At 65.8% G+C, this 26519-nt stretch carries 21 protein-coding genes; 10 read left to right on the top strand and 11 right to left on the bottom strand.

Annotated elements, in window-relative coordinates; genetic code table 11:
• Positions 1 to 24 precede the first annotated feature (24 nt).
• The 5 genes from A9D14_RS07140 to A9D14_RS07120 are packed head-to-tail and all read right to left on the bottom strand — an operon-like array spanning position 25 to position 6066.
• Positions 25 to 1368 carry a glycoside hydrolase 5 family protein gene (locus A9D14_RS07140; protein ID WP_066844587.1) on the bottom strand — a complete coding sequence of 448 codons (1344 nt, stop codon included), beginning with the start codon at positions 1366 to 1368 and terminating at the stop codon, positions 25 to 27.
• Complete coding sequence (locus A9D14_RS07135; protein ID WP_066844584.1) at positions 1365 to 3284, bottom strand: sialate O-acetylesterase; 1920 nt, start codon at positions 3282 to 3284, stop codon at positions 1365 to 1367. Before A9D14_RS07135 ends, A9D14_RS07140 begins: the two co-directional genes overlap by 4 nt.
• Positions 3281 to 4165, bottom strand: a complete 885-nt coding sequence (locus A9D14_RS07130) for an SMP-30/gluconolactonase/LRE family protein (RefSeq protein WP_066844580.1) — start codon at positions 4163 to 4165, stop codon at positions 3281 to 3283. Before A9D14_RS07130 ends, A9D14_RS07135 begins: the two co-directional genes overlap by 4 nt.
• Positions 4156 to 4917, bottom strand: a complete 762-nt coding sequence (locus A9D14_RS07125) for an SDR family NAD(P)-dependent oxidoreductase (protein ID WP_066844578.1) — start codon at positions 4915 to 4917, stop codon at positions 4156 to 4158. Before A9D14_RS07125 ends, A9D14_RS07130 begins: the two co-directional genes overlap by 10 nt.
• A gap of 24 nt (positions 4918 to 4941) precedes the next feature.
• Positions 4942 to 6066 carry a fumarylacetoacetate hydrolase family protein gene (locus A9D14_RS07120; protein ID WP_066844575.1) on the bottom strand — a complete coding sequence of 375 codons (1125 nt, stop codon included), beginning with the start codon at positions 6064 to 6066 and terminating at the stop codon, positions 4942 to 4944.
• An 85-nt stretch (positions 6067 to 6151) separates the two neighbouring features.
• On the opposite strand from A9D14_RS07120, the gene A9D14_RS07115 reads away from it, so the two are divergent.
• Positions 6152 to 7810, top strand: a complete 1659-nt coding sequence (locus A9D14_RS07115; protein WP_083987750.1) for a glycoside hydrolase family 43 protein — start codon at positions 6152 to 6154, stop codon at positions 7808 to 7810.
• Between the two features lie 7 nt (positions 7811 to 7817).
• Here A9D14_RS07115 and A9D14_RS07110 read toward each other — a convergent pair whose 3' ends face one another.
• Both A9D14_RS07110 and A9D14_RS07105 read right to left on the bottom strand, forming a co-directional pair.
• Positions 7818 to 8861, bottom strand: coding sequence for a glycoside hydrolase family 5 protein (locus A9D14_RS07110; protein WP_066844572.1), 1044 nt, complete (start codon positions 8859 to 8861; stop codon positions 7818 to 7820).
• A 53-nt stretch (positions 8862 to 8914) separates the two neighbouring features.
• A complete protein-coding gene (locus tag A9D14_RS07105; RefSeq protein ID WP_066844564.1) occupies positions 8915 to 11428 on the bottom strand; it encodes a glycoside hydrolase family 3 protein in 2514 nt (837 codons plus the stop codon).
• Between the two features lie 246 nt (positions 11429 to 11674).
• Between A9D14_RS07105 and A9D14_RS07100 the strand changes: the two genes are divergently transcribed.
• From A9D14_RS07100 to A9D14_RS07075, 6 genes are all read left to right on the top strand, one after another.
• A complete protein-coding gene (locus tag A9D14_RS07100; protein ID WP_066844556.1) occupies positions 11675 to 12991 on the top strand; it encodes an MFS transporter in 1317 nt (438 codons plus the stop codon).
• An 88-nt stretch (positions 12992 to 13079) separates the two neighbouring features.
• Positions 13080 to 13622: a CinA family protein gene (locus A9D14_RS07095; protein ID WP_066844553.1), complete on the top strand. Its 543-nt coding sequence runs from the start codon at positions 13080 to 13082 to the stop codon at positions 13620 to 13622.
• The gene (locus A9D14_RS07090; protein ID WP_066844550.1) at positions 13588 to 15678 is read left to right on the top strand and encodes an NAD(+) synthase; all 2091 of its coding nucleotides are present in this window, start codon (positions 13588 to 13590) and stop codon (positions 15676 to 15678) included. Before A9D14_RS07095 ends, A9D14_RS07090 begins: the two co-directional genes overlap by 35 nt.
• A 111-nt stretch (positions 15679 to 15789) precedes the next feature.
• Entirely contained in the window at positions 15790 to 16290 is a 501-nt protein-coding gene (locus A9D14_RS07085) for a 2Fe-2S iron-sulfur cluster-binding protein (RefSeq protein WP_066844547.1), read from the top strand.
• Complete coding sequence (locus tag A9D14_RS07080) at positions 16287 to 17276, top strand: FAD binding domain-containing protein (RefSeq protein WP_066844544.1); 990 nt, start codon at positions 16287 to 16289, stop codon at positions 17274 to 17276. Before A9D14_RS07085 ends, A9D14_RS07080 begins: the two co-directional genes overlap by 4 nt.
• Entirely contained in the window at positions 17273 to 19471 is a 2199-nt protein-coding gene (locus tag A9D14_RS07075; protein ID WP_066844542.1) for a xanthine dehydrogenase family protein molybdopterin-binding subunit, read from the top strand. The genes A9D14_RS07080 and A9D14_RS07075 overlap by 4 nt, the downstream gene beginning before the upstream one ends.
• Before the next feature lie 42 nt (positions 19472 to 19513).
• On the opposite strand, the gene A9D14_RS19420 is transcribed toward A9D14_RS07075, so the two are convergent.
• The 3 genes from A9D14_RS19420 to A9D14_RS20015 form a co-directional block, all read right to left on the bottom strand.
• Entirely contained in the window at positions 19514 to 19711 is a 198-nt protein-coding gene (locus tag A9D14_RS19420; RefSeq protein ID WP_157668168.1) for a hypothetical protein, read from the bottom strand.
• A complete protein-coding gene (locus A9D14_RS20275; protein WP_269769227.1) occupies positions 19672 to 19806 on the bottom strand; it encodes a hypothetical protein in 135 nt (44 codons plus the stop codon). The genes A9D14_RS19420 and A9D14_RS20275 overlap by 40 nt, the downstream gene beginning before the upstream one ends.
• A gap of 141 nt (positions 19807 to 19947) precedes the next feature.
• Positions 19948 to 20082, bottom strand: coding sequence for a hypothetical protein (locus A9D14_RS20015; RefSeq protein ID WP_232468854.1), 135 nt, complete (start codon positions 20080 to 20082; stop codon positions 19948 to 19950).
• 294 nt (positions 20083 to 20376) lie between these two features.
• Between A9D14_RS20015 and A9D14_RS07070 the strand changes: the two genes are divergently transcribed.
• From A9D14_RS07070 to A9D14_RS07060, 3 genes are read left to right on the top strand one after another with little or no spacing between them, the layout of a single operon-like run.
• Positions 20377 to 22161, top strand: a complete 1785-nt coding sequence (locus A9D14_RS07070; protein ID WP_066844540.1) for a thiamine pyrophosphate-requiring protein — start codon at positions 20377 to 20379, stop codon at positions 22159 to 22161.
• Between the two features lie 60 nt (positions 22162 to 22221).
• Entirely contained in the window at positions 22222 to 23226 is a 1005-nt protein-coding gene (locus A9D14_RS07065) for an SDR family oxidoreductase (protein ID WP_066844538.1), read from the top strand.
• Positions 23227 to 23229: 3 nt separating this feature from the next.
• On the top strand, positions 23230 to 25077 hold the full coding sequence (locus tag A9D14_RS07060; protein ID WP_066844537.1) for a glycoside hydrolase family 15 protein: 1848 nt from the start codon (positions 23230 to 23232) through the stop codon (positions 25075 to 25077).
• On the opposite strand, the gene A9D14_RS07055 is transcribed toward A9D14_RS07060, so the two are convergent.
• On the bottom strand, positions 25065 to 26480 hold the full coding sequence (locus tag A9D14_RS07055) for an alpha,alpha-trehalose-phosphate synthase (UDP-forming) (protein WP_066844530.1): 1416 nt from the start codon (positions 26478 to 26480) through the stop codon (positions 25065 to 25067). The two genes, A9D14_RS07060 and A9D14_RS07055, sit on opposite strands and share 13 nt — an antisense overlap.
• Positions 26481 to 26519 lie beyond the last annotated feature (39 nt).

The following is a 26519-nucleotide window of genomic DNA, read 5'->3' as shown; positions in this document are numbered from 1 at the left end:
TCCGCTGGTGGCATTTTGGCGCCGTCAGGCCGGGCAGGATGCCGCCAGGCCCAGGCATGATCTGCGCGCATGGTCGTGCACCAGCGCCAGCATCGCCTGGTCGCTGTCGAAATTGCCGTACCACCCCTGCGGCTCATGCGGGGGGTCGCCCATGTAGGCGCGGTCTCCGGCGACGAAGCGGGCATCGTCATGCTGTGCCCGCGCCTCGCCGTTCCAGGCCCAGAAATTGCTGCCGATCAGCGGACCGCCATCAAGCCAGCCCGCTTCCACCGCCGCATAGATCTCGCGGTAGAATTGCTCGCGAAAGCGGGTGGAAGCCTCGGGGGAATAGGCCTCTGCGTCTCGGGGAAAGCCGAATTCCTCGATGATGAGCGGCTTGTCCAGCGAGGCGGCAATTCTCTCATGCGCGGCTATATAGTCGGCGGTCTTGCGCCTGCCGGCGGGCCAGCTGGCCTCAAGCGCGTCCCCCGCCACCCAGTCCCAGTTGAGCGGCCAGATATGCGCGGTCACATAATCGATATTGCGGTGCGCCCGGCGAACGATCGCCTCGTCGCCAGAGGTTGCCATCGTCCCTTCCTGGCCGAGCGAGAGGAGGTGATGCGGGTCGAGCGCCCTGATCTGCGCAGCGCTTTCGTCGATCCAGTCGTAATAGGCGTCGACCGATTTCGCGATGCTGCCGGCCGAACCGCCCGGGCGCGGTTCGTTCGCAAGCTGCCAGCTGAGGATCGCGGGATCGTCGCGATAGGCCACGCCGGTCACGCTATTGGTGCGCGAAACCATGGCCTCGACATGATCGGCATAGAGCGCACGCGCCTTGCCGTCGGCATAGAAGTTCGCGGTCGCATCGGCAAAGGCGGGCCATGGATGCGCCGGGTCGCCCATGTCCATATAGTCGCCGGTCGCGCGCCACAGGATGGTCTGCAGTCCCCCCGACCATTCCCAGAAGTTCGACAGCACCAGCACCGCGGTCATGCCGCGGCGGGCCATTTCGGCGATGGCGAAATCCAGGCCTTCGACCAGTGCATCGTTCGGCGAACCGTCGCGGCGCGTGAAGCCGGGACTGATCGAATTGCGCAGCGGCCCTTCCTCGCCCGATGCCATGATGCGCAGATTGTTTACGCCCAGCGCCGCCAACCGGTCGAGTTCGCGCAGCAGCCGCGCGCGGTCGCCATATTCGGCATTGGCGCCCAGCCAGGCGGCATACCACATGTTCGCGCCCACGATGCGATAGGGCGTGCCGGCCTGCATCAGCCGCATTCCATCGCGTGTGACGAAGCCGGATGTCGCCAGACCTGCGCGTGGCGAAGTACAGGCCACCAGGGTCGCCGCGCCGGCGGCCGCGATGAACTGCCGGCGCGCAAGTTTCATCGGATGGGCAGCTCGAAACCGGGCACGGGCAGATCGCGCGCGTCATAGAGGTTGACGACCGGCGCATCGGCCCAGGCATAGCGCACGCGCGTCACCGGCTTGCCGTCGCCGGCGTCGATCCGCATCGTATCGCCGTCCAGCGCGGGCAGGGCATAGCGACAGCTGTCCTGCGCCTCTCCGCAGAGTTCGACGCCGAGTGCATAGGGACCGCCATAGGCGCGCAGCCCTCCCTCGATCCCGCTGAAGCGGACGGTGACGATGCCGTCCGACATGGTGGCCGACAGCGGCATGGGCATCGGCTTGCCGTCTGCCGCCATGGCCAGCCTCTTGCCCAGCACGTTCTTGTTGGCGGGGTGGATGTCGGTCGGCTCGCCGATGTCGATGGCGCTGACCAGCGCCGCATCGGACGCGCCGACGACCGCATCGAGCTGTTCCTGTCGCAAGTCCGCCCACGACGAAGCCTGCGGCTGCACCGTGCGTTCGCCGAAATTGGCGAGCTGCACGACCATCACGCGCGCCTGCTCTCCGAACTGGCGGCGCCAGCCGTCGAACAGCATCTCGAGCTTCTTGTCGTAATCGGGCTGCCCGGCATCGCTTTCGCCCTGGTACCAGGTGACGCCGGCCAGTCGCATCGGGCCGAGCGGGGCGATCATCGCATTATGCATCACGCCCATGCCGGCGTTGGCGTCCCATGGCGCACGCGGCGGAACCTCGTCGAAAGGCGCCACGGAATAGCGCCAGTCGCTGCCCAGCGGGATGGTCTGGCCTGCGCCGGTTTCGAAGAACAGCCGGTCGGGCCCCGCAAAGAACCCGCCCGTGTCCCACGAATTATTCGCGGCGATCAGGATCTCGTTCTCGCCCTCGCGCAGATATTCGGCGGGGATGCGGTAATGCCGTTCTACTCCCCAGCCGAAGGTGTAGCCGACCGGATGGCCGTTCACCCAGGTCAGGTCGAGGTCGTCGATCGAGCCGATCGACAGCGTCCCCTCGCTCGCGGCCTGGTCGCCGGACAGCGTGAAGCTCTTGCGGAGCCAGACATTCGCGGTGGCATCGGTGTCCAGCCCGGTGCCGGTCCACTCGTTCCAGAAAGAGATCCGGGGGACGGGCTGCCATTCCAGGCTGTCCGGATCGGTCCAGGGCTCGCGCCCGTTGTCGTTCTGGCGCCACCAGTCATACCATTGCGGCACGAAGGATTGCGCGGCGGCCATGGGGTCGCGGTCGTACAGCGACAATTGCGCGACCGCTTCGGCGCCATAGGCATTCTCGACGCTTTGCGGATCGAGCCAGGCGCGCGCCGCGCTGCCGCCCCAGTTGGAGTGGATCAGGCCGACAGGCACATCCGGATGATCGGCGCGAAGCTGCTTGGCCATGAAATAGCAGGCAGCGGAAAATTCGGCGACGCTGTCCGCATTGGCCGGATTCCAGGCCACGGGCTGGGCGAATTGTTCCTGTTCGACCGAAGCGGTCGCCTGCGGAATCTTGAGCAGGCGGATGCCGCTGTCGTTCGCCTGCCGCAGTTCACCCATGGTGTTGAGGGCACGGGTAACGGGCAGTTCCATGTTGGATTGGCCCGAGCAGAGATAGACGTCGCCGATCAGCAGGTCGTTCAGCGTGGCGCTGCCCGTCGAATCGCTGAGCGTCAGCGAAACGGGCGCCGTGCTGGCTTCGCGCGCGGGGAAGGCGATGGTGAAGCTGCCGTCGACCGCGGCGGTCGCCTGCGCGCGAACGGTGCCGAGCATGCCGGTCACGCGCGCACCGGGTGCCGCCCTGCCCGAGATGGTGACGGGCTGACCCTGCTGCAGCACCATGCCGTCGCCGTAGCCGGGGCCGGGGGCAGGAGCGGCCAGCGCCGCACCGGTTGCGACCAGAGAGAATGCGGCCAGGGAGAGGGCCGAAGCGTACGAAAGTCGCCTCATCCCAGTTTCGCCCGTGCCAGTGCGAAGCCGCGGACCGGCGCGTCGAAACCGAACAGGCTGCCTGCCTGGGGGTACTGTTTCATGTCATCATCCGACATGTTCTTGGTCGCCGAGGTGACATAGCCGGTCGCAAGATCCGCGCCGCCGAACGCCAGCTTGGTGATGTCGCGCGCGGGCATGTCGATGGTGGCGACAAGCTCGCCATCGGGCGAGAACCGCGCCACCTGGCCGCCCATGTAGAGGCCGGTCCACAGGTGATCCTCTGCATCCGCGACGGGGCCGTCGGGGAAGGCATCGGGGAACAGGGCTGCGGTGTCGGCGAACAGGCGGGCTTCGCCCACGCCTTCGCTCGACAGCGGGGCGGTCATGATCTTCTGCCCGCCGGTGTCGGTGAAATAGATGCGGTCGCCCTGGGCGTTGACGGCGGGCCCATTGGTGATGGTGATGCCCGAAGGCCCGGCAGCGCGGATCTCGCCCCGGTCGAAGACATAGAACCGGCCCGAACCTTCACCCTCGGCATCGTCCATCGATCCGAACCAGACGCGCCCCCACGGATCGGTGCACGCATCGTTCAGCCGGTTGTTCGCCGGTTCGCCCGGCACTTCGGCCAGTTTCTCGAACCCGCGCGATGCGGGGTCGAAAGTGAACAGGCCAGTCTTCAGCCCGCAAAGCAGCAGGTCGCCCTCGGTCGGGATCGCCCAGCCGATCTGGTCGGGCGCCTCGGCAAAACCGCTGCTTCCCGACGCCGGGTCATAGTGCCACAGGCGGTGGCGCTTGATATCTACGAACCAGACGAGCGAGCGCCCTGCGTCCCACAGGACGCCTTCGCCAAGCTTGCACTCGGCGCCGACCAGCGCGCGTACCTGCGCCTTTATCTCCATCCAGCATCCACCCAGTAATTATGTGCCGTGCAGAAACGAGCGTCGTCCGAAGCGAGGAACAGCGCCATCGCCGCAATGTCCACCGGCTGGATACGTCCGTCAAGACACTGCGCGGCAACGATTTCGGCCTCGCCCTCGGGCGTGTACCAGCGCATCTGGCGCGGCGTCTGGACATTGCCCGGCAGGATCGAGTTGACGCGGATGTTGTCGCGCCCAAGCTCCCGCGCCAGGCTGCGGGTCAGACCCTCGATCGCGGCCTTGGCGGTCTGGTAAATGGCAAGGTCGGGAAGCCCCAGATGCCAGCTGATCGAGCCGAGATTGACGATGCTGCCGCCGCCGGCCTTCTTCATTTCGGGCACGGCGATCTTGGCCGCGAAGAACTGGTGCTTGAGGTTCACCGCCATGCGGTCGTCCCAATAGGCAGGCGTCACCTCATCAAGCGAATGACGGTCGTCGCTGGCGGCATTGTTGACCAGCACGTCGCAGCCGCCGATCTCGGCGATCATTTCCTGCAGCGTGGCCATGTAGCCCTCGACATCGGTGATGTCGCAATGGCGGAAGATCGGCGGCACCTCGGCATTGGCGTGGCGCGCAACCAGCGCCTCGCTCTCTGCCTGCTGCACGTCCACGAAAGCCACTGCCGCGCCCTGCGCAACAAAGCCCTCCACGATGCCCTCGCCGATGCCTGAGGCTCCGCCGCTGACGACCACCCGCTTGCCGGCCAGGCTGGGGTAGTGTGCCCGGTTGACCACTCGCAATTCCCTTCTTTATGATTTTTAGATTTGTCCGACTAATCCGCGTTTGGCGAGATTGCGAACGAATTCTCCGATACCCATCGTCCACGCCGGCGCATCGCGCGAGGTCGTGACGGGGTTGGACAATGTCCCGATGCGCGAAGAGCTGATCGTGACGATGTCGCCCTCCTTGTGCGTGAAGCCGGCGCCTTCCTCGTCACGGTCCTGCGTCGGCGCGAACAGCGTGCCGCAGAACAGCACGAAGCCGTCGGGATAGTGGTGCTCCGACAGGCACTGGCGCACCAGTTCAAGCGGATCGCGGCTGATCTCGGCCATGACGTTCTCGCCGGTCAGGCGATATCCGTCGGTGCCCTCGATCGTCAGCTCGATATGCGCGTTGCGCACGTCGTCGATAGTGAAACCATCGTCGAACAGGCGGATGAACGGCCCGATCGAACAGCTGGCCGTATTGTCCTTCGCCTTGGAAAGCAGCAGTGCCGAGCGGCCTTCGAAATCGCGCAGGTTCACGTCATTGCCCAGCGTAGCGCCCACGACTTCGCCATGGGCATCGCAGATCAGGACGACTTCGGGTTCGGGGTTGTTCCACGAGGAATCGGACCGCACGCCGATGGGCGCGCCGTGACCGACCGAAGACAGGACCGGCGACTTGGAGAAGATCTCGGCATCGGGGCCGATCGCCACTTCCAGATATTGCGACCACATGCCTTCCTCGATCAGCGCGGCCTTCAGTTCCGACGCTTCGGCGCTGCCCGGTACGACCGAGCGGATGCCGCCGCCGACCTTGTCCTCAAGCTGCGACCTGATCTCGGCGGCCTTGGCGGCATCGCCGCGGGCGCGTTCCTCGATCACCCGCTCGATCGCGGACAGGGCGAAGGTGACGCCGCTGGCCTTGATGCATTGCAGGTCGATGGGGGACAGCAGTGTCCAGCCATCCGGCAGGCCGTCCTCGACCGCGCCGATGTCGCGCCCCTGTTCGAAATCGCGCCGCGCGACAGCGCCGGAAACGCTTGCCGAGCTTTCGGTCAGTTCGAACAGGCGGCCAGCGCGTATCGCGAAGACCACGGGCCCGTCTGCGGTCGCAGCACGTCCGATGAAACGACCCGACCGATAGTCGAACGGCAAAATGTCAGTGATTTGTAAGGCCATTCCGGCTCTTGCCCTCTCCAGTGATAGCGCTACCATAGGTGCGTCGCCCGGTTGGGGCAAGTGTAAAGAAAACAAGGGGAGAGCAATGTCGGCAAGACGGCTTGGAAATCTGGTTATCGGCCTGTGCGCAGCGGTATCGACCCTGCCGTTGGCCGCGCATGCGGGCCCGGCGCGGTTCGACTTCATGGAATATATCGCCACCGGTCAGGACGCCCCCGCGCCCGAGGGTAGCTATCGGAATCCGATCCTCCCGGGTTTCCAGCCCGATCCCTCGATCGTGCAGGTCGGCAGCGATTTCTACCTAGTCAATTCCACCTTCAGCTGGTTTCCCGGCCTGCCGATCTTCCACAGCACCGATCTGGTCAACTGGCGGCTCGTCACCAATGCGATCGACCGGCCCGGCATGGTCGATTTTTCGGGTCTTGGCACCAATCGCGGGCTGTTCGCCCCGGCCATCACCCATCACGATGGCAAGTTCTGGATCGTCAACACCTGCATCGATTGCCGCGGCAATTTCGTCATCACCGCCGACCGCGCCGAAGGGCCGTGGAGCGATCCGGCATGGCTGGATTTCGGCGGCATCGATCCCTCGCTGACCTTCGACGAGGAGGGCAGGGCATGGATCGTCTATAACGATGCCCCTCCCGGCGAGCCTTTGTACGAGGGGCACCGCGCGATCTGGATGAAGCGGTTCGATACCGAAGCCATGCAGGTCACGGGCGACCCGATCCTGCTGGTCAATGGCGGCGTCGATCTTTCCGCCCAGCCGGTGTGGGCGGAAGGGCCGCATATCTATCACATCGACGGCTGGTACTATCTGACCGCGGCCGAGGGCGGCACGGCGGAGCAGCACTCGCAGACGATCTATCGATCCCGTTCGGTCACGGGACCCTATGTCGCGGGCCCCCGCAACCCGATCCTGACGCAGCGCGACCTGCCCGCCGACCGCCCCGACCGGGTCGAGGCAACCGGCCATGCCGACCTGGTCCAGCTTGAGGATGGCAGCTGGTGGGGCGTGTTCCTGGCAACGCGGCCCTTCCAGGGGCAATCGACACTGCTTGGGCGAGAGACCTTCCTGCTTCCCGTCGAATGGCGGGACGGCTGGCCGATCTTCCTCGACAAGGGCGAGGCGGTGCCGCTCGTCATCGAGGCTCCGGACCGGCCGGCGTCGCCCGGCGAGCCGTGGGCCCAGTGGCGCGACGATTTCGACGATCCGCTTTCCGATGAATGGATCGGCATCCGCAATCCCGCTGCGAAGCCGCTGGTCGAAGTAGCCGAAGCGCGCAGCGAGCTGGTGCTTGATCCCTCCACCGACGCGGCGGGATCGCTGGGCAAGCCGGCCTTCATCGGGCGGAGGCTGCGGCATCATTCCGCCGATATCATCACAAAGATGGATTTCGACCCCGAAGCGCCAGGCGATTTCGCCGGCCTGCTGGCCTTCATGGATGAAAGCCACTTCATCGCCGTGGGCGTTGAAGTGGGGCAGGTAACCGTCCGCAGGCGCACGTCCGCCGACCAGGACCAATATGGCGAGACGGTCGCAGCCGTGCCCCTGACCGACGCGGGCGAGATCGAGCTTTGCATGAGCCTAAACCGCGGCACGGCCGATTTCGCGTGGCGCCCGGCGGGCAGCGCGCAGTGGCAGACAATTGCCGGGCAGGTCGATGTAGAGCCGCTCGCGTCCGTCTATGCCGGTCTGTTCACCGGCATGGTGGTCGGACCCTATGCGGTGACCCGCCCGTAACCGGCGGCTAGTCTTCCTTCAGGCCGATGGCTGCCAGCATGCCGGGCAGCCATTGGCCTGTCTCGCGGTCCCAGAACGGGAAGGTGTTGGCATAGGCCCAGGTGCACATGCCGACGCCCGTGGGGGCAAAGGCATCGTGGACCGCACGGTGATAGGCGGCACGTTCCGGCGTGCTGATATGCTTGTCGTAGGCACCGGTCTCACCCATGAAGGGCACCTTGCCGGTCCGCTCGACATAGGCCTCGATCTTGGCGACATCGTCGCGCAGGCGCTGGCGGTCTTCCTCGGTCCCGTATTTCCGGCCGGGTTCCGGAATGTCGGGACCGGCCCAGGACGCACCCTGGTGGGTGAAGTCGAACGGTTCGTAGTAATGGAACGTCGGATAGATGTTCGCATCGTCCGGCAGATCCAGCGTGGCCAGCGAATCGATCCCGCTCCATTCCTCGCCGCCGATGATGACGGGGCGCGTGGGATTGCTGGCGCGCACGGCGTTCAGCGCGGGCGTCAGCGCGGCGATCAGGTTGGAATCGTCCATCTTGTCATGCGGCTCGTTCTCAAGCTCGAACCACAGGCTGTCCTGCGGCTTGTCGGCGAAACGCTCGGCGATCTGCTTCCACACCGCGCCGTGCCAGGGCGCGGTCGCCAGCGGATCGGCGTAGATCGGATCGAAATGATGGCTGTTGAGGATGACGTTGAGATCGTTGGCCAGCGCCCAGTCCACGACCTGCTCGACCCGCGCCATCCATTGCGGATCGACGGTATAGGGCGGGCGGTCCATGCTCTTGTTATGCCAGCGGACCGGGATGCGGACCGTGTCGAACCCGGCGGCCTTGATGCGCGCGAAATCGGCATCGGCAATCCTCGCGCCGCCCCAGCTGCCTTCCTGCTCGGGCTCGAGCATGTTGCCCATGTTGATGCAGGTCCCGACCGGAAGCGACGCCGGCGCCTGTGCCGCCGCGGTGGCGGGCATGGCGGTATCCTGCGCATCGACGCTGCAGCCCGCCAGGGCGATCGCGGCGGTCGATGCGGCGATGATCGAAAGATATGTCATGGCTTTTCCTTGTTGCCCGGTCTGGCGGGCGATCATTGTCCGGGTGCGCCCGTTCACGAACAGGGCACGTCCACTTCGGCATCGGTGCCGAGCCGCACTTCGCCCAGCGCGTAATCCGCGGTGCCCTGCGTCCGCAGGATGAAGGGCAGCGTCAGCTCGGTCACGTCGGCACCCTGCGCGCGCAGGCATTTGAGCGGGATGCCATAGCGCCGCCACTCGCTGCTCTGCTGCATGTCGAACGACACGGCTCCGCGGCCGCTTTCGCCGCCTGCGCCGATGCTGGCGCTGTCGGGCGCATCCCATACGCGCAGGGTGAACAGCAGCTTCACGTCGCCATTGGTCTCGCGGTCGACATTCACCGGTTCGAAATTGCGCAGCAAGACCGAGGCATCGCCGTCCGCGATGGTAAAGCGGCGGCCGCCTTCCTGGACCAGATAGTCGGTCGCGGTCACGCGCACCCGTCCGCGCAGCGCTTCTGCGGGGACGGTCGTGACGCGCGTCTGGACGTCGCCTTCCTCACCCCCGACCAGCAGCGACCATCCCGATGCGGGGCTGCCCGCGGTGAACCAGGACCGCGTGTCGCTCGTTTCGGTCACGGCGATCTCGGGCAGGGGCGTCCAGCCCTGCGCGGCCGTGCCATATGTCAGGCCATAGCCGAAGGGAAACAGCACGCCGTCCTCCATCGCGGGGGTCTGCGGCCAGGCGGCGGGCAGCTTGCCCGTAAAGCCGTGGCGTGGCTGGCCCGCGGCATTGCCGACCAGCACGTCGGCGACGCCGCCGCCCTCGCTGCCCGGCAGCCAGGCGACCACGAAGGCATCCGCCATATTCAGCGCCGGGTTCACATAGAGCGGCCGGCCGGTCAGCATCAGCGCCACGACCGGGATGCCCTGCGCCTTCAGCTTGCGCATGGTTTCGTAAGGGGCAGTCAGCTCGGGATCCAGGGCCAGCGTCGCGCGGTCGCCCTGGAATTCGGAGTAGGGCTTCTCGCCAAACACCACGATCGCCGCATCGGGCCGTTCGCTGAAGCTGCCGTCGGGGGACAGCTGCGCCGTCCCGCCGCCGGCCTCGACGGTCTGCTTCAGCCCGCTGAAGATCGAGGTCGCGCCGGGGAAATCGCTGTTGTCGATCCCGGTGCCCTGCCACGACAGGGTCCAGCCGCCCGACTGGCGCGCGATGTCGTCGGCGCCGTCGCCCGCGACCAGCAGCCGCCCGCCGGGACGCAGCGGCAATACGCCCTGGTTCTTCAGCAGCACCATCGACTGGCGCACCGCCTGCCGCGCCACTTCGCGATGTTCGGGGGCGCCCAACAGATCGTAGTCGCCCGACAGCGGGCGATCCGACGGCTTGCCAGCCTCGAACAGGCCCAGCCGCATCTTGACGCGCAGGATGCGGGCGACCGCCTCGTCGATGCGCTCCATCGAAACTTCGCCGGACCGGGCGCGGGCAAGCAGATCCTCGTAGATCGGCTTCCAGGTGTCGGGCGCCATGTACATGTCGATCCCGGCGGTCAGCGCCTCGGGACAGCTTTCGTTGGTGCAGCCCTCGACCTGCCCATGCGCGTTCCAGTCCGACACGACGAAGCCGCCGAAATCCATGCGATCCTTCAGCACATCGGTGACGAGGCTGCGATTGCCGGTCATCTTGCGTCCCTGCCAGGACGAGAAGCTGACCATCACGGTCGCCACGCCCTCGCCGATGGCGGGGCCGTAGGGCAGACCGTGAATGTCGCGCAGCGTCTCCTCGTCGATCGAGGAATCGCCTTGGTCGACGCCGCGGTCGGTGCCGCCATCGGCCAGGAAATGCTTGGTCGACGCGATCACATGGGGACCGGCCAGCAGATTGTCGTTCGTGGGCGGCCCCTGCAGGCCGCGCACCATCGCGCCGACATAGGAAGCGACCAGTTCCGGATCGGAGGAATAGCCTTCATAGGCGCGGCCCCACCGGAAATCCTGCGGGACGGCAACGGTGGGCGCAAAGGTCCATTCCTGCCCGGTGACGCGGATCTCCTTGGCGGTGACCGCGCCGATCTTCTCGACCAGCGAAGGGTCGCGCATCGCGCCAAGCCCGATGTTGTGCGGGAATATCGTCGCGCCGACGATGTTCGAATGGCCGTGCACCGCGTCGGTGCCCCAGACCAGCGGAACGCCCACACCGCCGTCGGACCGGTCGACCGAGGCGAGGTAGAACTCGTCCGCCGCCTTCAGCCATTCGGGCGCGGGCGCCAGATCGTCGCCGCCGGGACCGCTGTTGCCGCCCACCAGGATCGATCCCAGATTATAGCGGCGAACATCCTCGGGCGTGACGCAGCACAGGTCGGCCTGGACCAGCTGGCCGATCTTTTCCTCCAGCGTCATCCGGTTCAGCAGATCGGCAATGCGCTGCTCCGCCTGCGGATTGGCGGGTACCGGATAATCATAGGCGGGCCAGATTTCCGGGTGGGCGATGCCCGGGCCGTCGCCGCCGTCGGCAAGTGGCGGCTGGCGCAGCTCCATATCGGCCGGAACGGCGGCGCAGCCCGCCAGCAGCGCTGCGGTGACAGCGATGGATGTCGCGCGAAAACTGATCATATTCCCCTCCCCAGACCGGCTGGCACCGGCTCATATCCTCTATTGGGAGCGCTATCATTAGGCGAGATAAGCAAACTGTCCAATGCAAATTCGCCTTTGCTTGCGGTGCCGCGTCGATGATCGCCCGTTCCTGCCGCCTTGGTGACAGGTCATTGAACTTGCCGGACACAGTCACCGCAAAAGCGCATGCTTGCCAAGCGTCCCCGCCCCGGTAAGTTAGCGCTATCAGAACAGAAGGAGAGGGGAATGGCGTCCGTCGCCGCGATCGCGAAGCCGCTTGGCCGCTACAGGTGGGGCATCTGCGCGCTCCTCTTTGCCGTGATCACGATCAATTACATCGACCGGCAGATCATCGGCGTGCTGAAGCCCGTGATCGAGGAGGACATGGGCTGGTCCGAGGTCGATTACGGCAACATCGTTACCGCCTTCCAGGCCAGCTATGGCATCGGGCTGCTGGTGGTGGGACGGCTGCTCGACCGGGTGGGGACGCGGCGCGGCATGGCCATCGCGATCGCGGTCTGGAGCATCGCGGCCTGCCTGCATGCCGCGGCGCGCAACGTGCTGCATTTCATCCTTGCACGCATCGTACTGGGCGCGGCGGAAAGCGCCGCCTATCCCGGCGCGGTCAAGTCCATCGCCGAATGGTTTCCCAAGCGGGAACGCGCGCTGGGCGTCGGCCTGCTGAACGCGGGCGCCAATGTCGGCGTGCTGCTGACCCCCGTGATCGCGATCGGCCTTGCCGGCGCGTTCGGCTGGCGCACGGCCTTCATCGCGACCGGGTTGCTGGGGTTCGTGGTCCTGTGGCTGTGGCTCCGCTTCTTCCGCCAGCCGCACCTGCACACCGCCGTCACGGACGAGGAGCGGACATGGATCGACCAGGACGGCGAGGAGCCCGCCACCGAACTGCTCAGCTGGCGCAGCGCGATCCGCCAGCGGCAGGCGTGGTTCTTCATCTGCGGCAAGTTCTTCACCGATCCCGTCTGGTACCTGTTCCTGTTCTGGCTTCCCGACCTGCTCGCCAAGACGCAGGGGATGGAACTGTTCCCCACTGCCGAGAGCGGCATCTTCGCCACCATCGGTCCGGCGCTGGTCGGGGTCTATCTGCTGGCCGACATCGGCTCGATCGCGGGTGGATGGCTGTCGTCGCACCTGATCGCGCGCGGATGGAGCATCAACAGGGCGCGCAAGACGACGCTGCTGTGCGCGGCCTTGCTGGCGCTGCCGCTGGTAACGGTGGCCAGCGCGCCCAGCCCGATGGTGGCTGTGCTGCTGATCGGAATGGGCACCGCGGCGCACCAGGCGTTCAGCTCGAACATCTTCACCATGATCGCCGACATGTATCCGCGGCGCGCTGTGGCAACAGTACTGGGAATGGGCGGGGCAGCCGGAGCCATAGGCGGCATATTGATGTCGCAGGTGACGGGCTGGACGCTGGAACTGACGGGGTCCTATGTTCCCATCGTGCTCTATGCGGGCCTGGCCTATGCGCTGGCGCTGCTGTGCATCCATCTGCTGGTTCCCCGGATGGACCCTGCACCCGTCGCGGCCGCGAAGCAGGACTGAGCGAAACCCGGGCGGAACGTCTTTGCATGCAAACCTTTATGTGCAGGGAAGACAGGCATCGACTGCAGGCAGAGGGAGCATCACGGCGGTGAGCGAAGGCATACCCCGGGCGACGTTGGAAAAGGCCAGGGCGCTGTGCGAGCTGGCCGAAAGCAGAGGCATTGCGCTTGTCGCGGCCGAAAGCTGCACCGGCGGCTTGCTCTCGTCGCTGCTGACCGACCTGAAGGGCGTCAGCCATGTGTTCGAACGCGGCTTCGTGGTCTATTCCAAGGCCGCCAAATGCGACCTGCTGGGCATCGACCGCGCGCTGGTCGAGAATTGCGGAGCGGTCAGCCGCGAAACGGCGCATGCCATGGCGCGCGGCGCGATGCGGCGTTCCCCCGCCGACGTCGGCGTCGCGATCACCGGCTTTGCGGGCCCGGCAGGCGACGATGACGAGGAAGGGCTCGTCCATTTGTGCAGCTTCCGCAAGCTGGACGGCGGGGACAGCCGCCTTATGCATCGCGAGGAGCATTTCGGCGCGATCGGCCGCGACGGAGTTCGCGCGAGGGCGGTCGATGTAGCGGTCGACATGATGATCGATGCCATTGGCGTCGATGCAGCCAGGAAGGAACAGGATCATCGCGGATAACCACCCATTCTTCGACTTGCACACCCATGGTTTCGTGCGGGTCGCCGCGGCCACGCCATGCGTGCGGACGGCGGACATCGCCTTCAACCGCGATGCCGTGCTGGCCGAGGCGCGCAAGGCGCATGACCGGCAGGTCGATCTGCTGGTCTTTCCCGAACTCTGCGTATCCTCCTACGCGCTCGACGATCTGGTGATGCAGGACGCGCTGCTCGATGCAGCGGAAAAGGCGGTGGGAGAAATCGCTGAGGCCAGTGCCGGGCTGATCCCGCTGATGCTGGTAGGGGCGCCGCTGCGTCGTTCGGGGCGGCTTTACAATTGTGCGGTCGCCATTCACCGGGGCCGCATCCTTGGCGCCGTTCCCAAGAGCTTCTTGCCCAATTACCGCGAGTTCTATGAAAAGCGCTGGTTCGCGGCAGGCCGCGGCATCGCGGGCGAGCGGATCGGCATCGGGGGGGAAAGCATCCCCTTCGGCACCGACCTGATCTTCGCCGACGACAACAGGCCGGGCTTCAGCGTCTTCGCCGAGATCTGCGAGGATTTCTGGGCGCCCGATCCGCCATCCACCCGCGGGGCGCTGGCGGGGGCGACCATACTGGCCAATCTGTCGGCATCGAACATCACCATCGGCAAGGCTGACGAACGTCATCTGCTGTGCCGCTCGCAAAGCGCGCGCACCGCTTCGGCCTATGTCTATTCGGCTGCCGGGCACGGCGAAAGCACGACCGATCTCGCCTGGGACGGGCAGGGCATGATCTACGAACTGGGCGACCTGCTTTGCGAGAGCGAGCGTTTCTCGCTGGCGCCAGAGCTGTGCATCGCCGACGTCGATTGCGGCCGTATATTGAACGACCGCCTGCGGCTTCAGACCTTCGGCGACGCGGTCGATGCGGCAGGACGGCCCGAGCTTGCCTTTCGCACGATAGGGTTCGATCACCGGCCCGCGACCGGCGACAGCGGGCTGAAGCGGCGGATCCGCCGTTTTCCCTTCGTCCCCAACCGCCAGGGCAAGCTCGACGAGGATTGCTTCGAGGCGTTCAACATCCAGGTCGACGGCCTGATGCGCCGGTTCCAGGCGACGAGCGGTGACAGCCTGGTCATTGGCGTGTCGGGCGGCCTCGATTCCACCCATGCGCTTATCGTCGCGGCCAAGGTCTGCGACCGGCTGGGCCTGCCGCGCACCACGATCCGCGGCTATACGATGCCGGGCTTCGGCACGTCGGAAGGCACCAGGTCGAACGCCTGGAAGCTGATGGATGCGCTGGGCATCCATGCCGAGGAGATCGACATTCGCCCCGCAGCAAAACTGATGCTTGGCGACATGGGCCACCCCTTTGCGCGGGGCGAGGACGTCTACGACACTGTGTTCGAGAATGTGCAGGCGGGTCTGCGAACCGATTATCTATTCCGCCTTGCCGGCCAGCATCGCGGGTTCGTCATCGGCACCGGCGATTTGTCGGAACTGGCGCTGGGATGGTGCACCTATGGCGTGGGCGACCAGATGAGCCATTACGCGGTCAATTCGGGCGTTCCCAAGACCCTGATCCAGTATTTGATCCGCTGGACCACCCGCACCGGACAGTTCGACGATGCCACCGCCGACGTGCTTAGCGCCATTCTCGATACCGAGATTTCGCCCGAACTCGTCCCCGCGGGCGAGGATGGCGAGGTGCAGAGCACCGAGGACACCATTGGGCCATACGAGCTCAACGATTTCTTCCTGCACCACATCGTCCGTTTCGGGCAGCGGCCGTCCAAGGTCGCGTTCCTGGCCTGGCACGCATGGCGCAATGCCGGGAAGGGCAGCTGGCCCGCCGAGTTTCCCGCCCATGAGCGGCGCGAATACGATCTGCCGACCATCACCCGCTGGCTGGACGCGTTCCTGCAGCGCTTCTTCGCGTTCAGCCAGTTCAAGCGATCCGCTCTGCCGAACGGGCCGAAGGTGTCGTCGGCAGGGGCGCTCAGCCCGCGGGGCGACTGGCGCGCGCCATCCGATGCGACGGCGCAGCCATGGCTGGACCAATTGCGCGCGAATGTGCCGTCTGGGGACGAAGGTTAGCGCATTCGGTTCACCTTGCTGGCGCTTCGATCCGTCGAGCCGATGGGATAATGCTGTATTACCCCGGAAACAGCAGCGCGCTCGCGCATTGGGGGCAAGGAGGAGACGATCTTGCCCATCACCGTAAATTCCCAAACCCATGAGCTGCCCGACGATCCGCGCGTCAGCCTGCTCGACTTCCTGCGCGGCGACCTGGGGCTGAACGGCACCAAGAAAGGCTGCGACCACGGCCAGTGCGGTGCGTGCACCGTCATCGTGAACGGCATGCGCATCAACAGCTGCCTGTCGCTCGCCGCGCTGCATGACGGCGATGCCGTCACCACGATCGAGGGGTTGGGCACGCCCGCCGACCCGTCGGCTCTGCAGCTTGCCTTCGTCGAGCATGACGGCTTCCAGTGCGGCTATTGCACGCCCGGACAGATCTGTTCGGCGACGGCCATGATGGACGAGATCGCCAATGGCTGGCCCAGCGACGCCAGCGACGATCTCACCGGCAAGATCGAATTCAGCGGAGAGGAAATCCGCGAACGCATGAGCGGCAATCTGTGCCGCTGCGGCGCCTATTCCAACATCGTCAAGGCCATCGAAGCCGTGCGGGAGGCGCAATCGTGAAACCATTCGACCTACAACGCGCGGACAGCCTCGCGCATGCCTCGCAGCTTTGCGCCGGCGATGCGTCGAAGCCGATCGGCGGCGGGACCAATCTGGTCGACCTGCTGAAGCTCGAGGTCGAGACGCCGGACACGCTGGTCGACATCAATCGCCTGCCGATGGCGGGGATCGATCCGATCGACGGAGGCGGCCTGCGCATTGGTGCGCTGGCCAGCAACACGGCGGTGGCGGTCGACGACCGGGTGCGTGCCGACTGGCCCGTCCTGTCGCGCGCCATCCTGGCCGGGGCCACCCAGCAACTGCGCAATCGCGCGACGACCGGCGGCAATCTGTGCCAGCGGACGCGCTGCTATTACTTCACCAATATCGACCAGCCCTGCAACAAGCGTGAGCCCGGGTCCGGCTGCGGCGCTATCGACGGCATCGCCCGCCTGCACGCCGTACTGGGAACCAGCGATCAGTGCATCGCGACCTATCCCGGCGACATGGCGGTGGCGATGGCGGCACTGGACGCGGCTGTCGAGATCGCGAGCGAGAACGGCAAGTCGCGCAGTGTGCCGGTCCGCGACTTCCACCGCCTGCCGGGCGATACGCCATGGCGCGACAACGTGCTGGAAGAAGGCGAGATCATTACCGGCGTAACGCTGCCAGCGCCGGTGGAAGGCAAGCAGATCTATCGCAAGGTACGCGAGCGTTCCTCCTATGCCTTCGCGCTTGTCTCGGTCGCGGCAGTCGTCGCCATGGACGAAGGCGGATTGATCAGCCGCGCCGATCTGGCGTTCGGCGGCCTGGCCCACAAGCCGTGGCACGATCCTCGCATCGCCGAGCTGCTGGTCGGCAAGGCGCCGGACGAGGCGCTGTTCGACAAGGCCGCCGGCCTGCTGCTGGAAGACGCGCAGGGATACGGCGAGAACGATTTCAAGATACCGCTTGCCCGGCGCACGCTGAAGGCCGTGCTGGGCGAAGCAACGGGGACATCATCGTGACAGTGCATTTCAAGCAGGACGAACCCGACACGCGCAATCTGCTGGATCGCGGGTCGCAGGACATCATCGGCAAGGCGCTGTCGCGGCCCGAAGGGCTGGCAAAGGTCACCGGAACCGCGCCCTATGCGGCCGAATACCATGCCGAGGACACGCTGACCGGCGTGCTGGTCACCGCACCCTTCACCAAGGGCACGATCACCGGCATCGACAAGAAAAAAGCGCTCGAGATGGACGGCGTCGTGGCCGTCATCGACGACATGCGCATGACCGTGCGCCCCGCGCAGGGCGGAGCGGGCGAGTCGCCCGAACAGCAGCCATCGCACATCGATTATTTCGGGCAGCCTTTCGCGCTGGTGGTCGCCACCAGTTTCGAAAAGGCCACTCATGCCGCCAAGCACCTGCCGTTCTCCTACGAAGCGGACGACCTGGGCGACATCCCGCTCGACCCGGAGGACATGGAGACCGAGGAGGACGACGGTAATGTACGGGCCGGCGATCTGGCCCACGCGATGGCCACCGCGCCGCATACCGTCGACCTGACCTATGTCACGCACGGCCACGCCAGCGCCGCGATGGAACCGCATGCGGCCCTGGCCGAATGGGACGGCGACAGGCTGACCGTCCACGCATCGCTGCAGATGCCCAATTTCAACATCTCGGAACTGTCCGACGCGCTCGACCTGCCCGAGGACAAGATCCGCATCATCTCCCGCTATGTCGGCGGGGGTTTCGGATCGAAGCTGGGGCTGAGCGAGGAAGTGACCGCCGCCGCCCTTGCGGCCATGGAACTGAAACGCCCGGTCAGGGTGGTGATGAGCCGGCAGCAGGTGTTCCAGACAATCATGCGCCGGTCGGAATCGAAGCAGCGCGTGCGCCTTGCCGCCGATGGCGAGGGCCGCCTGATCGGCTTCGGCCATGAAGCACGCGTGTCGAACCTGCCGGACGAGGAATTTGCCGAGCCGGTGCTGCAGTCCAGCGTGTTCCTTTATGGCGGCGAGAACCGCCTGATGGAGCTGGAAGTTGGCCGCATCCACCAGATGACCGCCGGATCGGTCCGCGCCCCGGGCGAGGCAATCGGCATGCCGGTGCTTGAAGCCGCGATGGACTGCCTGGCCGAGGAGGTGGGCATCGACCCCGTCGAACTGCGCCTGCGCAACATTCCCGAAAAGGATCCCTCCAAGGGCCTGCCGTTTACCGAGCATGAGCTTGCCGATTGCCTGACCAAGGGCGCAGAGGCGTTCGGCTGGGAAAAGGGTCCGCGCAAGCCCCGCCAGCGGCGTGAGGGCGAATGGTGGATCGGTACCGGCATGGCCAGCGCCGCGCGCGTGCACAACGTGTCGGAAGCAAAGGCGCGCGTGACCCTGAACGGTGACGGGACCGCCCGCGTGCAGAGCGACATGACCGATATCGGCACCGGCACCTATGCGGTCCTGACGCAGATCGCGGGCGAAATGCTGGGTCTTGCACCCGAAAACGTGCTGGTCGAACTGGGCGACACCGATTTCCCGCGCGGTCCCGGATCGGGCGGGAGCTGGGGCGCTGCCTCGATCGGTTCGGCAGTGGTCATCGCGTGCCAGTCGATCCGCGAGAAACTGGCCGACAAGGCCGGTATCGGCGAGGACCAGCTCGATCTGCGCGACGGTTCGCTGCGCGACGGTTCGAACCGCACCCTGCAGGATTTGCTGGACGGAGAACCGCTGAGCGTCGAGGGCCATTACGAGCCTGGCGATATTTCGGACGATTACACCGCATCAAGCTTTGGTGCGTTCTTCGCGCAGGTTCGGGTCAACCGCCATACCGGCGAAACCCGCGTCGAGCGGATGCTGGGCGCCTTCGGCTTCGGCCGCGTCCTCAATGCGCAGACCGCGCGGTCGCAATGCATCGGCGGCATGGTGTGGTGCATCGGCAGCGCGCTGACCGAATCGCTGCTGTTCGATCCGGTGGACGGCCATCTGGCCAATTGCGACCTGGCCGAATATCACGTTCCGGTTCACCGCGACGTGCCCGACCTGGAAGTGATAATGCTGGAACGCAACGACCCGGCGGCCAGCGCGGTACAGGCCAAGGGCGTGGGCGAACTGGGCATGTGCGGCGGCGCCGGCGCCATCGCGAACGCGATCTACAACGCCTGCGGAGCGCGCATGTTCGAGTTCCCGATGACCCCGGACAAGGTGCTGGAAGCGATGCCCGACTGACGCGCCGGTCGCCCCGGTTTCCGGGGCGGCGTGTCCGCGCAGCTAACCCATGCGGGCGGCGGGCAGAATCTGGATGTAGTCTTCCGGATGGCCGAACGCCCAGACCAGATCGGCATGATCCGTCATGTTCCCGCCCATGCCACTGGTGAGAAAGTGAAATCCGGCATAGCGGTCCAGCGCAAGCGGCGTGGTCGTGGCAGTCAGCGGCGGCTGGCGAAGATCATCGGGATCGCGGTGCACAGCGACGCCCAGATGAACTGCGGCATGCGGAACAGGTGCATCCCCTCGCAACACCCCTTATAGATGGTGTTCGCGAAATCGATGCTCGTCAGCATCGGTCCGATCGACGAGTGGGTTATCGCCCTGTTACAGTTTTGACGCCTTCTTCGGGCGAGAAGGCAGACCCGGTAAAGGGCGGATAGGCGCTTTACCCGCTAGTTGGGACTTCCGGATTGCTGGCGATCCAGTACAGCGCGTCATTGCTCATCGGTGGGCAGACCGCGCGCTGGCCAACGTTTCGGCGGCGACTGCCGTTCGCCGTTATAGCTTTCGATGACCGCGGCGAACAGATCGTCCTCGACGCTGCCGAAACGCAGCGGCTGTTCCGCCACCCGAGGGCGCGATAGAGTGTCTTAGCGCTGCCGGTCGAGCGGGGGACGGGCCTTCGAACCGGACTGTAGCTCGTCGCCGCGATCGCCGGACTTTCCCGTTCGCCGCGTTCATGGCCGATCCTTGCCCAATGGTGGAGGCGGGGCGCGTACCGGCCGTGTCGTTCATCCCGATTATCGCACGGCTCTGCCCTGCGCTGCGCCGCGTCGCGGCCTGACAGGAACAGGACGCGATCCCGTCCGCTTTTACCCAAGAACCTGCAGCGATACCTACAGCCCGAGCCGAGGAGAACGCACATGGCGCAGACCGTATCCGAATTCGTGTGGGACCGACTGCATGAATGGGGCGTCCGCCGCATCTTCGGCTATCCGGGCGACGGCATCAACGGGCTGATCGGCGCGCTCGACAAGCAGCGCGACCGGTTCGAATTCGTGCAGGTCAGGCACGAGGAGATGGCCGCCTTCATGGCCAGCGCCCACGCAAAGTTCACGGGCGAGCTGGGGGTCTGCCTAGCGACGTCGGGGCCGGGGGCGTCGCATCTGCTGACCGGGCTGTACGATGCGCGCATGGATCACATGCCGGTGCTGGCCATCGTGGGGCAGCAGGCACGCACCGCGATCGGATCGCATTACCAGCAGGAACTGGACATGGCGGCGATGTTCAAGGACGTCGCCGGGGCGTTCACCGGCTATGCCATGGTGCCCGCGCAGGTGCGCCACCTTGTCGACCGGGCAGTGCGGATCGCGATGGGCGACCGCCGCGTGACGGCATTGGTCTTCCCGAACGACCTGCAGGAAGAGGAGATGGCGCAGCCGCCGCGCAAGCATGGCGCGGTCTTTTCGGGCGTAGGCTGGTCGCGCCCGCGCATCGTGCCGATGCAATCGGACCTGGAACGCGCGGCCGAGGTGCTGAACACCGGCAGCAAGGTCGCCATGCTGATCGGCGCCGGGTGCAAGGGCGCCGCGCCGCAGGTCAGGGCCATCGCCGACCGGCTGGGCGCGGGCTGCGCCAAGGCGCTGCTGGGCAAGGACGTCCTGCCCGACGATCTGCCCTGGGTGACCGGCTCTATCGGGCTGCTGGGCACGAAGACCAGTTCGGACATGATGGCGCAGTGCGATACATTGCTGATGCTGGGCAGCGGCTTTCTCTATGCGGAATTCCTGCCCAAGGAAGGACAGGCGCGCGGCGTGCAGGTGGACATCGATCCCGGCATGCTGTCGATCCGCTTTCCGCATGACGTCAATCTGCAGGGCGATGTCGTGTCGACCATCGACGCGCTGCTCCCCCTGTTGCAGCCAAAGACCGATACCGGCTGGCGCGACACCATCGCCGACTGGAAGCGCGACTGGGAGGAGACCCTGCGCGACCGCGCCATGGTGGATGCCGACCCGGTCAATCCGCAAAGGGTGTTCACCGAACTGTCGCCCCGCGTGCCCGACCGGGCGATCCTGACCAGCGATTCCGGGTCCTGCGCCAACTGGTATGCCCGCGACGTCTATATTCGCGAGGGGATGATGGCCTCGCTCTCGGGCGGGCTGGCGTCGATGGGGGCTGCGGTGCCCTATGCCATCGCGGCCAAGTTCGCCCATCCCGACCGCCCGGTGATCGCCATGGTCGGCGACGGGGCGATGCAGATGAACAACATGGCCGAGCTGATCACCGTGTCCAAATACTGGCGAAAGTGGAGCAACCCGACCTTCGTGGTCTGCGTGCTGAACAATTGCGACCTCAACCAGGTCACATGGGAACAGCGCGTGATGGAGGGCAATCCCAAGTCCGGGATGACGCAGGAGCTGCCCGACGTGCCCTATCACCAGTTCGCCAGGATGATTGGGCTCGAAGGCATCTTCGTCGACGATCCCGACCAGCTTGGCACCGCGTGGGAGCAGGCGCTGGCGCTGGACAGGCCATGCGTGCTGGAAGTAAGGACCGATCCCGAAGTGCCGCCGCTGCCCCCGCATATCAGCTTCGAGCAGGCCAGGTCCTTCATGACCACGGCGATGAAGGGCGATCCCGAACAGCTCGACATGCTGAAGGGCAGCGTGAAGCAGCTGTTCAGCTCGGTGGTGTCGGACGACTGACGGGGCCGATGTTGCGCGCCTTTTTGCGGAACTTGCGCGCCACCGCGGGCTTTAACCGGTATGGAAAAGCAAGAGCACCGCCCGCCAGTCGTCGTCATCACCGGAGCATCTGCTGGCGTGGGCCGTGCAACCGCTCGCCGCTTCGCGCGCGACGGCGCGCACATCGGTCTGATCGCGCGCGGCATGGACGGGCTGAAGGGTGCGAAGGACGATATCGAAAGGCTGGGCGGCAAGGCGCTGATCTGCCAGTGCGACGTCAGCGATTACGAGGCAGTGGAACATGCCGCCGATGCTATCGAAGAAGCGTTCGGCCCGATCGACATCTGGATCAATGCCGCCTTCGCGGGCGTGCTCGCACCATTCATGGACATGGACATGGATGATTACCACCGCGTCACCGAGGTAACCTATCACGGCCAGGTCCACGGCACGATGGCAGCGCTAAAGCGCATGGTGCGGCGCGATCGCGGCCATGTCGTGCTGGTCGGCAGCGCGCTCGCCTATCGCGGCATTCCGCTGCAATCGGCCTATTGCGGGGCCAAGCATGCGATCCAGGGTTTTCACGATTCCCTGCGCAGCGAACTGCTGCATGCCGGGTCGAAGGTGCGGACCACCATGGTGCAATTGCCGGGCGTCAACACGCCGCAGTTCGATTGGATCCGCACGACCTTGCCGGGCAAGCCGCGCCCCGCCAGCCCGCCCTATCAGCCAGAGATCGCGGCCGAGGCGATCCATTTCGCAGCGCATTCGGGCCGCAAGTCGGTCAAGCTTGGGTGGCCCACGCTGAAGGCGATCTGGGGCGACCGGCTGGCTTCGCCGCTGGTCGATCGCTATCTCGCGCGGACTGGCATCAAGGGGCAGCAAGCCGCCACGCCGGTATCGCCCGACCGCAAGGACAATCTATACGAACCCGTGCCGGGCGACCACGGCGCCCACGGGCGCTTCGACGACGAGGCGCGGACCCGCAGCAGCCAGCTATGGATCACGAAACATCGCGCCCTGCTGGGCGCTGCGGCGGTAATCCTTGGCGGCATGGGCCTGCTCGGCACGCGGGCTGGGCGCTAGAATATGGGCAGCAGCGACGAAAAGCGCATCTCGGACTATGCGATCATCGGAGACGGCGAGACGGCGGCACTGGTCAGCAAGAGCGGCGCGATCGAATGGCTATGCTTCCCGCGTTTCGATTCCGAGGCCTGCATGGCGGCGATTCTCGGCGACAAGGACAATGGCTGCTGGCACTTCCTGTTCGACGAGGAGATCATCTCGACCAGCAGGCGCTATCGCGGCGACAGCCTGATCCTGGAAACCGAATTCACCCTGCCTTCCGGACGCGCGCGCATCACCGATTTCATGCCGATCAGGGGGGGTACGCCCGATCTTGTCCGCATCATAGAATGCCTCGAAGGCAGCGTAAGCATGATCAGCGAGCTGTATCTGCGCTTCGATTTCGGCCGCATCCATCCGCTTGTCCGCCATTGCTCGGGCGCCAGCGCGCTGGCGATCAGCGGGCCGGACGGCGTCAGCCTGACCTTCGATACAGAGATCGAATTCAAGGATCGCCGCTTTGAATCGCGGATCGAGCTGGAAGAGGGCGAGAAATGCTCGCTCGTGCTGACCTGGTTCCCGTCGCACGAGAATGTGCCGGACGCGGTCGACCCCTACCACGGCCTGAGGGAGACCGAGGAGTACTGGGCCGATATCGCCAGCCAATTCGATTATGACGGCGACTACCGCGATGCGGTGCTGCGGTCGGTGCTGACGCTCAAGGTCATGATCCACCGGCCGACCGGCGGCTTCGTCGCGGCGGTCACCTCCTCGCTGCCCGAACAGCCGGGGGGCAGCCGCAACTGGGATTACCGCTATTGCTGGCTGCGCGATGCGACGCTGGCGCTGATGGCGCTCAGCCGCGTGGGTTTCAGCGGAGAGGCGGCAGGCTGGATCGGCTGGCTGCGGCGCGCTATCGGCGGCGATCCGATCGATCTCAGGCCCTTCTACACTGTCATGGGCGAACCGCGCGCGATCGAATGGCAGGCCGACTGGCTGCCCGGCTTCGGCGGCGCGAAGCCCGTTCGCTTCGGCAATGGCGCACAGGAGCAACTGCAACTCGACACCTATGGCGAGGTGATCGACGCGCTCTACCGCGCGGCGCAGATCGGCCTGCCGAACGAGCACCACGAGAACGAGACCGACACGCTGATCCGCATGCTGGCGGCCAAGCTGGAAGGCATCTGGTGCGAACCCGACGCGGGTATCTGGGAAAGCCGGGGACCGCTGCATCACCACACCTATTCCAAGGCGATGTGCTGGGTGGCGTTTGACCGGGCGGCGGCATGGCTGCGCGACCGCGAGCCCGATCTTGGCCGCCATTATGCCGAACTGGCCGCCACCGTTCGCGAGGAGGTGCTGGACAAGGGCTTCGACCGCAAGCGCAACAGCTTCGTGCGTGCCTATGACGACGATGCGCTGGATGCCGCGGTACTGCGTCTGCCCTTCGTCGGACTGCTCGACCCGTGTGACGAGCGGATGATCGGCACGGTCGCCGCGATCGAAAGCGAACTGATGCGCGACGGCCTCGTCTGGCGATACCGGACCGAGGATACCGACGACGGGCTAGGGCAGGGCGAGGGCGCGTTCGTGGCGGCGGGCTTCTGGCTGGTCGACGCCTATCACGCGCAGGGGCGGGTGGACGATGCGCGCGAACTGTTCGAACGGCTGCTGGGCCGCGCCAACGATCTGGGCCTGCTGGCAGAGGAGCTTTCGGGCGAGGACGACATCCAGCTCGGCAATTTCCCGCAGGCGCTGTCGCATCTGTCGCTGATCGCCACGGCCGACCGCCTGGCAGGCGGCCGCGGCGCGGCGCGGCATGCCGAAACCCAGGGCGGCTTCAGCGACCCCCAGCGGCGTCAGAACGCATAGATCTCGGCCCGATCGGGAGTCTCGGGCCGGTCCTCGTTCTTCAGATCCGCCATGAAATTGTTCTTCCACGCGGTCAGGCTGGACCGCGATATGGTGTCGAACATCGCGCGCCAGCGGTCCTGGCGCTCGTCCAGCGGCATGTCGATGGCCTGGACGATCGCCTCTGCGGTCTGTTCCTTGTCATAGGGATTGACGAACACCGCCTCGGTCAATTGCTCTGCCGCGCCGGCGAAGCGCGACAGCAGCAGCACCCCCGGATCCGCGGGATCCTGCGCCGCGACGAATTCCTTGGCGACAAGGTTCATCCCGTCGCGCAGCGGGGTGACGAGGCAGGCGTCCGCCGCGCGGTAGATCCCGGCCAGCGCATCGCGGCCATAGGACTGGGTGTGATAGCTCAGCGGCGTCCAGTCGAGCCGCCCGAACCGCCCGTTGATGCGACCCGCCTCGGCCATCAGCTCTTCTCCCAGGTCCTGGTATTCCTCGACCAGGCTGCGGCTCGGCTGGCCGATCTGCAGCAGTTTCGCGGTGCCGCGCCGTTCGGGGAAACGTTCGAGAAACCGGTTATAGGCCGCGAACTTGTTCGGCAGTCCCTTGGAATAGTCGATGCGGTCGACGCCCAGCAGGATCTTGCACTCCTCGTTCCCCTCGCGCATGCGGCGAAAACTGTTGGCGGCGGTCTCGGTATTGCTCAGCTCGGCCATTTCCGACGGATTGATGCTGATCGGATAGCTGCGCGCCAGCAGTCGCCTGCCGAACAGGTCGATCAGCCCTTCGTCGTCCTGCTGCGTCTTCAGCTCGGTCTGGAAATAGTCGCGAAAGGCCATCAGGTCCTTTTCGGTCTGGAAACCGACCAGATCATAGCCGAACAGCGACCAGACCAGGTCGGAATGCTGCGGCAGGGTGACGAACAGCTCGCGCGCGGGCCAGGGTATGTGCAGGAAGAAGCCGATCCGGTTGTCGACGCCCAAAGCGCGCAATTCGCGCCCCAGCGGGATCAGGTGATAGTCCTGCACCCAGATCACGTCGCCCGGCTTCACGAACGACCGGATCGCCTGCGCAAAGGTGCGATTGACGTCGAGATAGGATTCGCTGAACGATTGTTCGTACGACGTCAGGTCGGTGCGATGATGGAACAGCGGCCATAGCGTGCGGTTCGCATAGCCATTGTAATATTCCTCGACATGCTGCCGCGACAGGTCGATCTTGGCCAGGGTGACATTGTCGACGGTCGAGAATTGCGGAGGGCCGTCGCCGTCGTCCGAGGTTTCGCCGCTCCACCCCAGCCAGACGCCGCCCTCTTCCTTCAGCGCGCCGGCCATCGCCATGGCCAGCCCCCCCGAACTGGCAGCGTTCGATGAATGGATATCCGCGACGCGGTTCGAAACAACGATCAATCGGGGCATTGGTCCACCTTTCGCTAGCCCAACGGCTGCGACTGACGA

The sequence above is a fragment of the Croceicoccus marinus genome, from assembly GCF_001661675.2.
Taxonomy (GTDB): domain Bacteria; phylum Pseudomonadota; class Alphaproteobacteria; order Sphingomonadales; family Sphingomonadaceae; genus Croceicoccus; species Croceicoccus marinus.
This window is presented reverse-complemented; position numbering and strand designations above follow the sequence as displayed.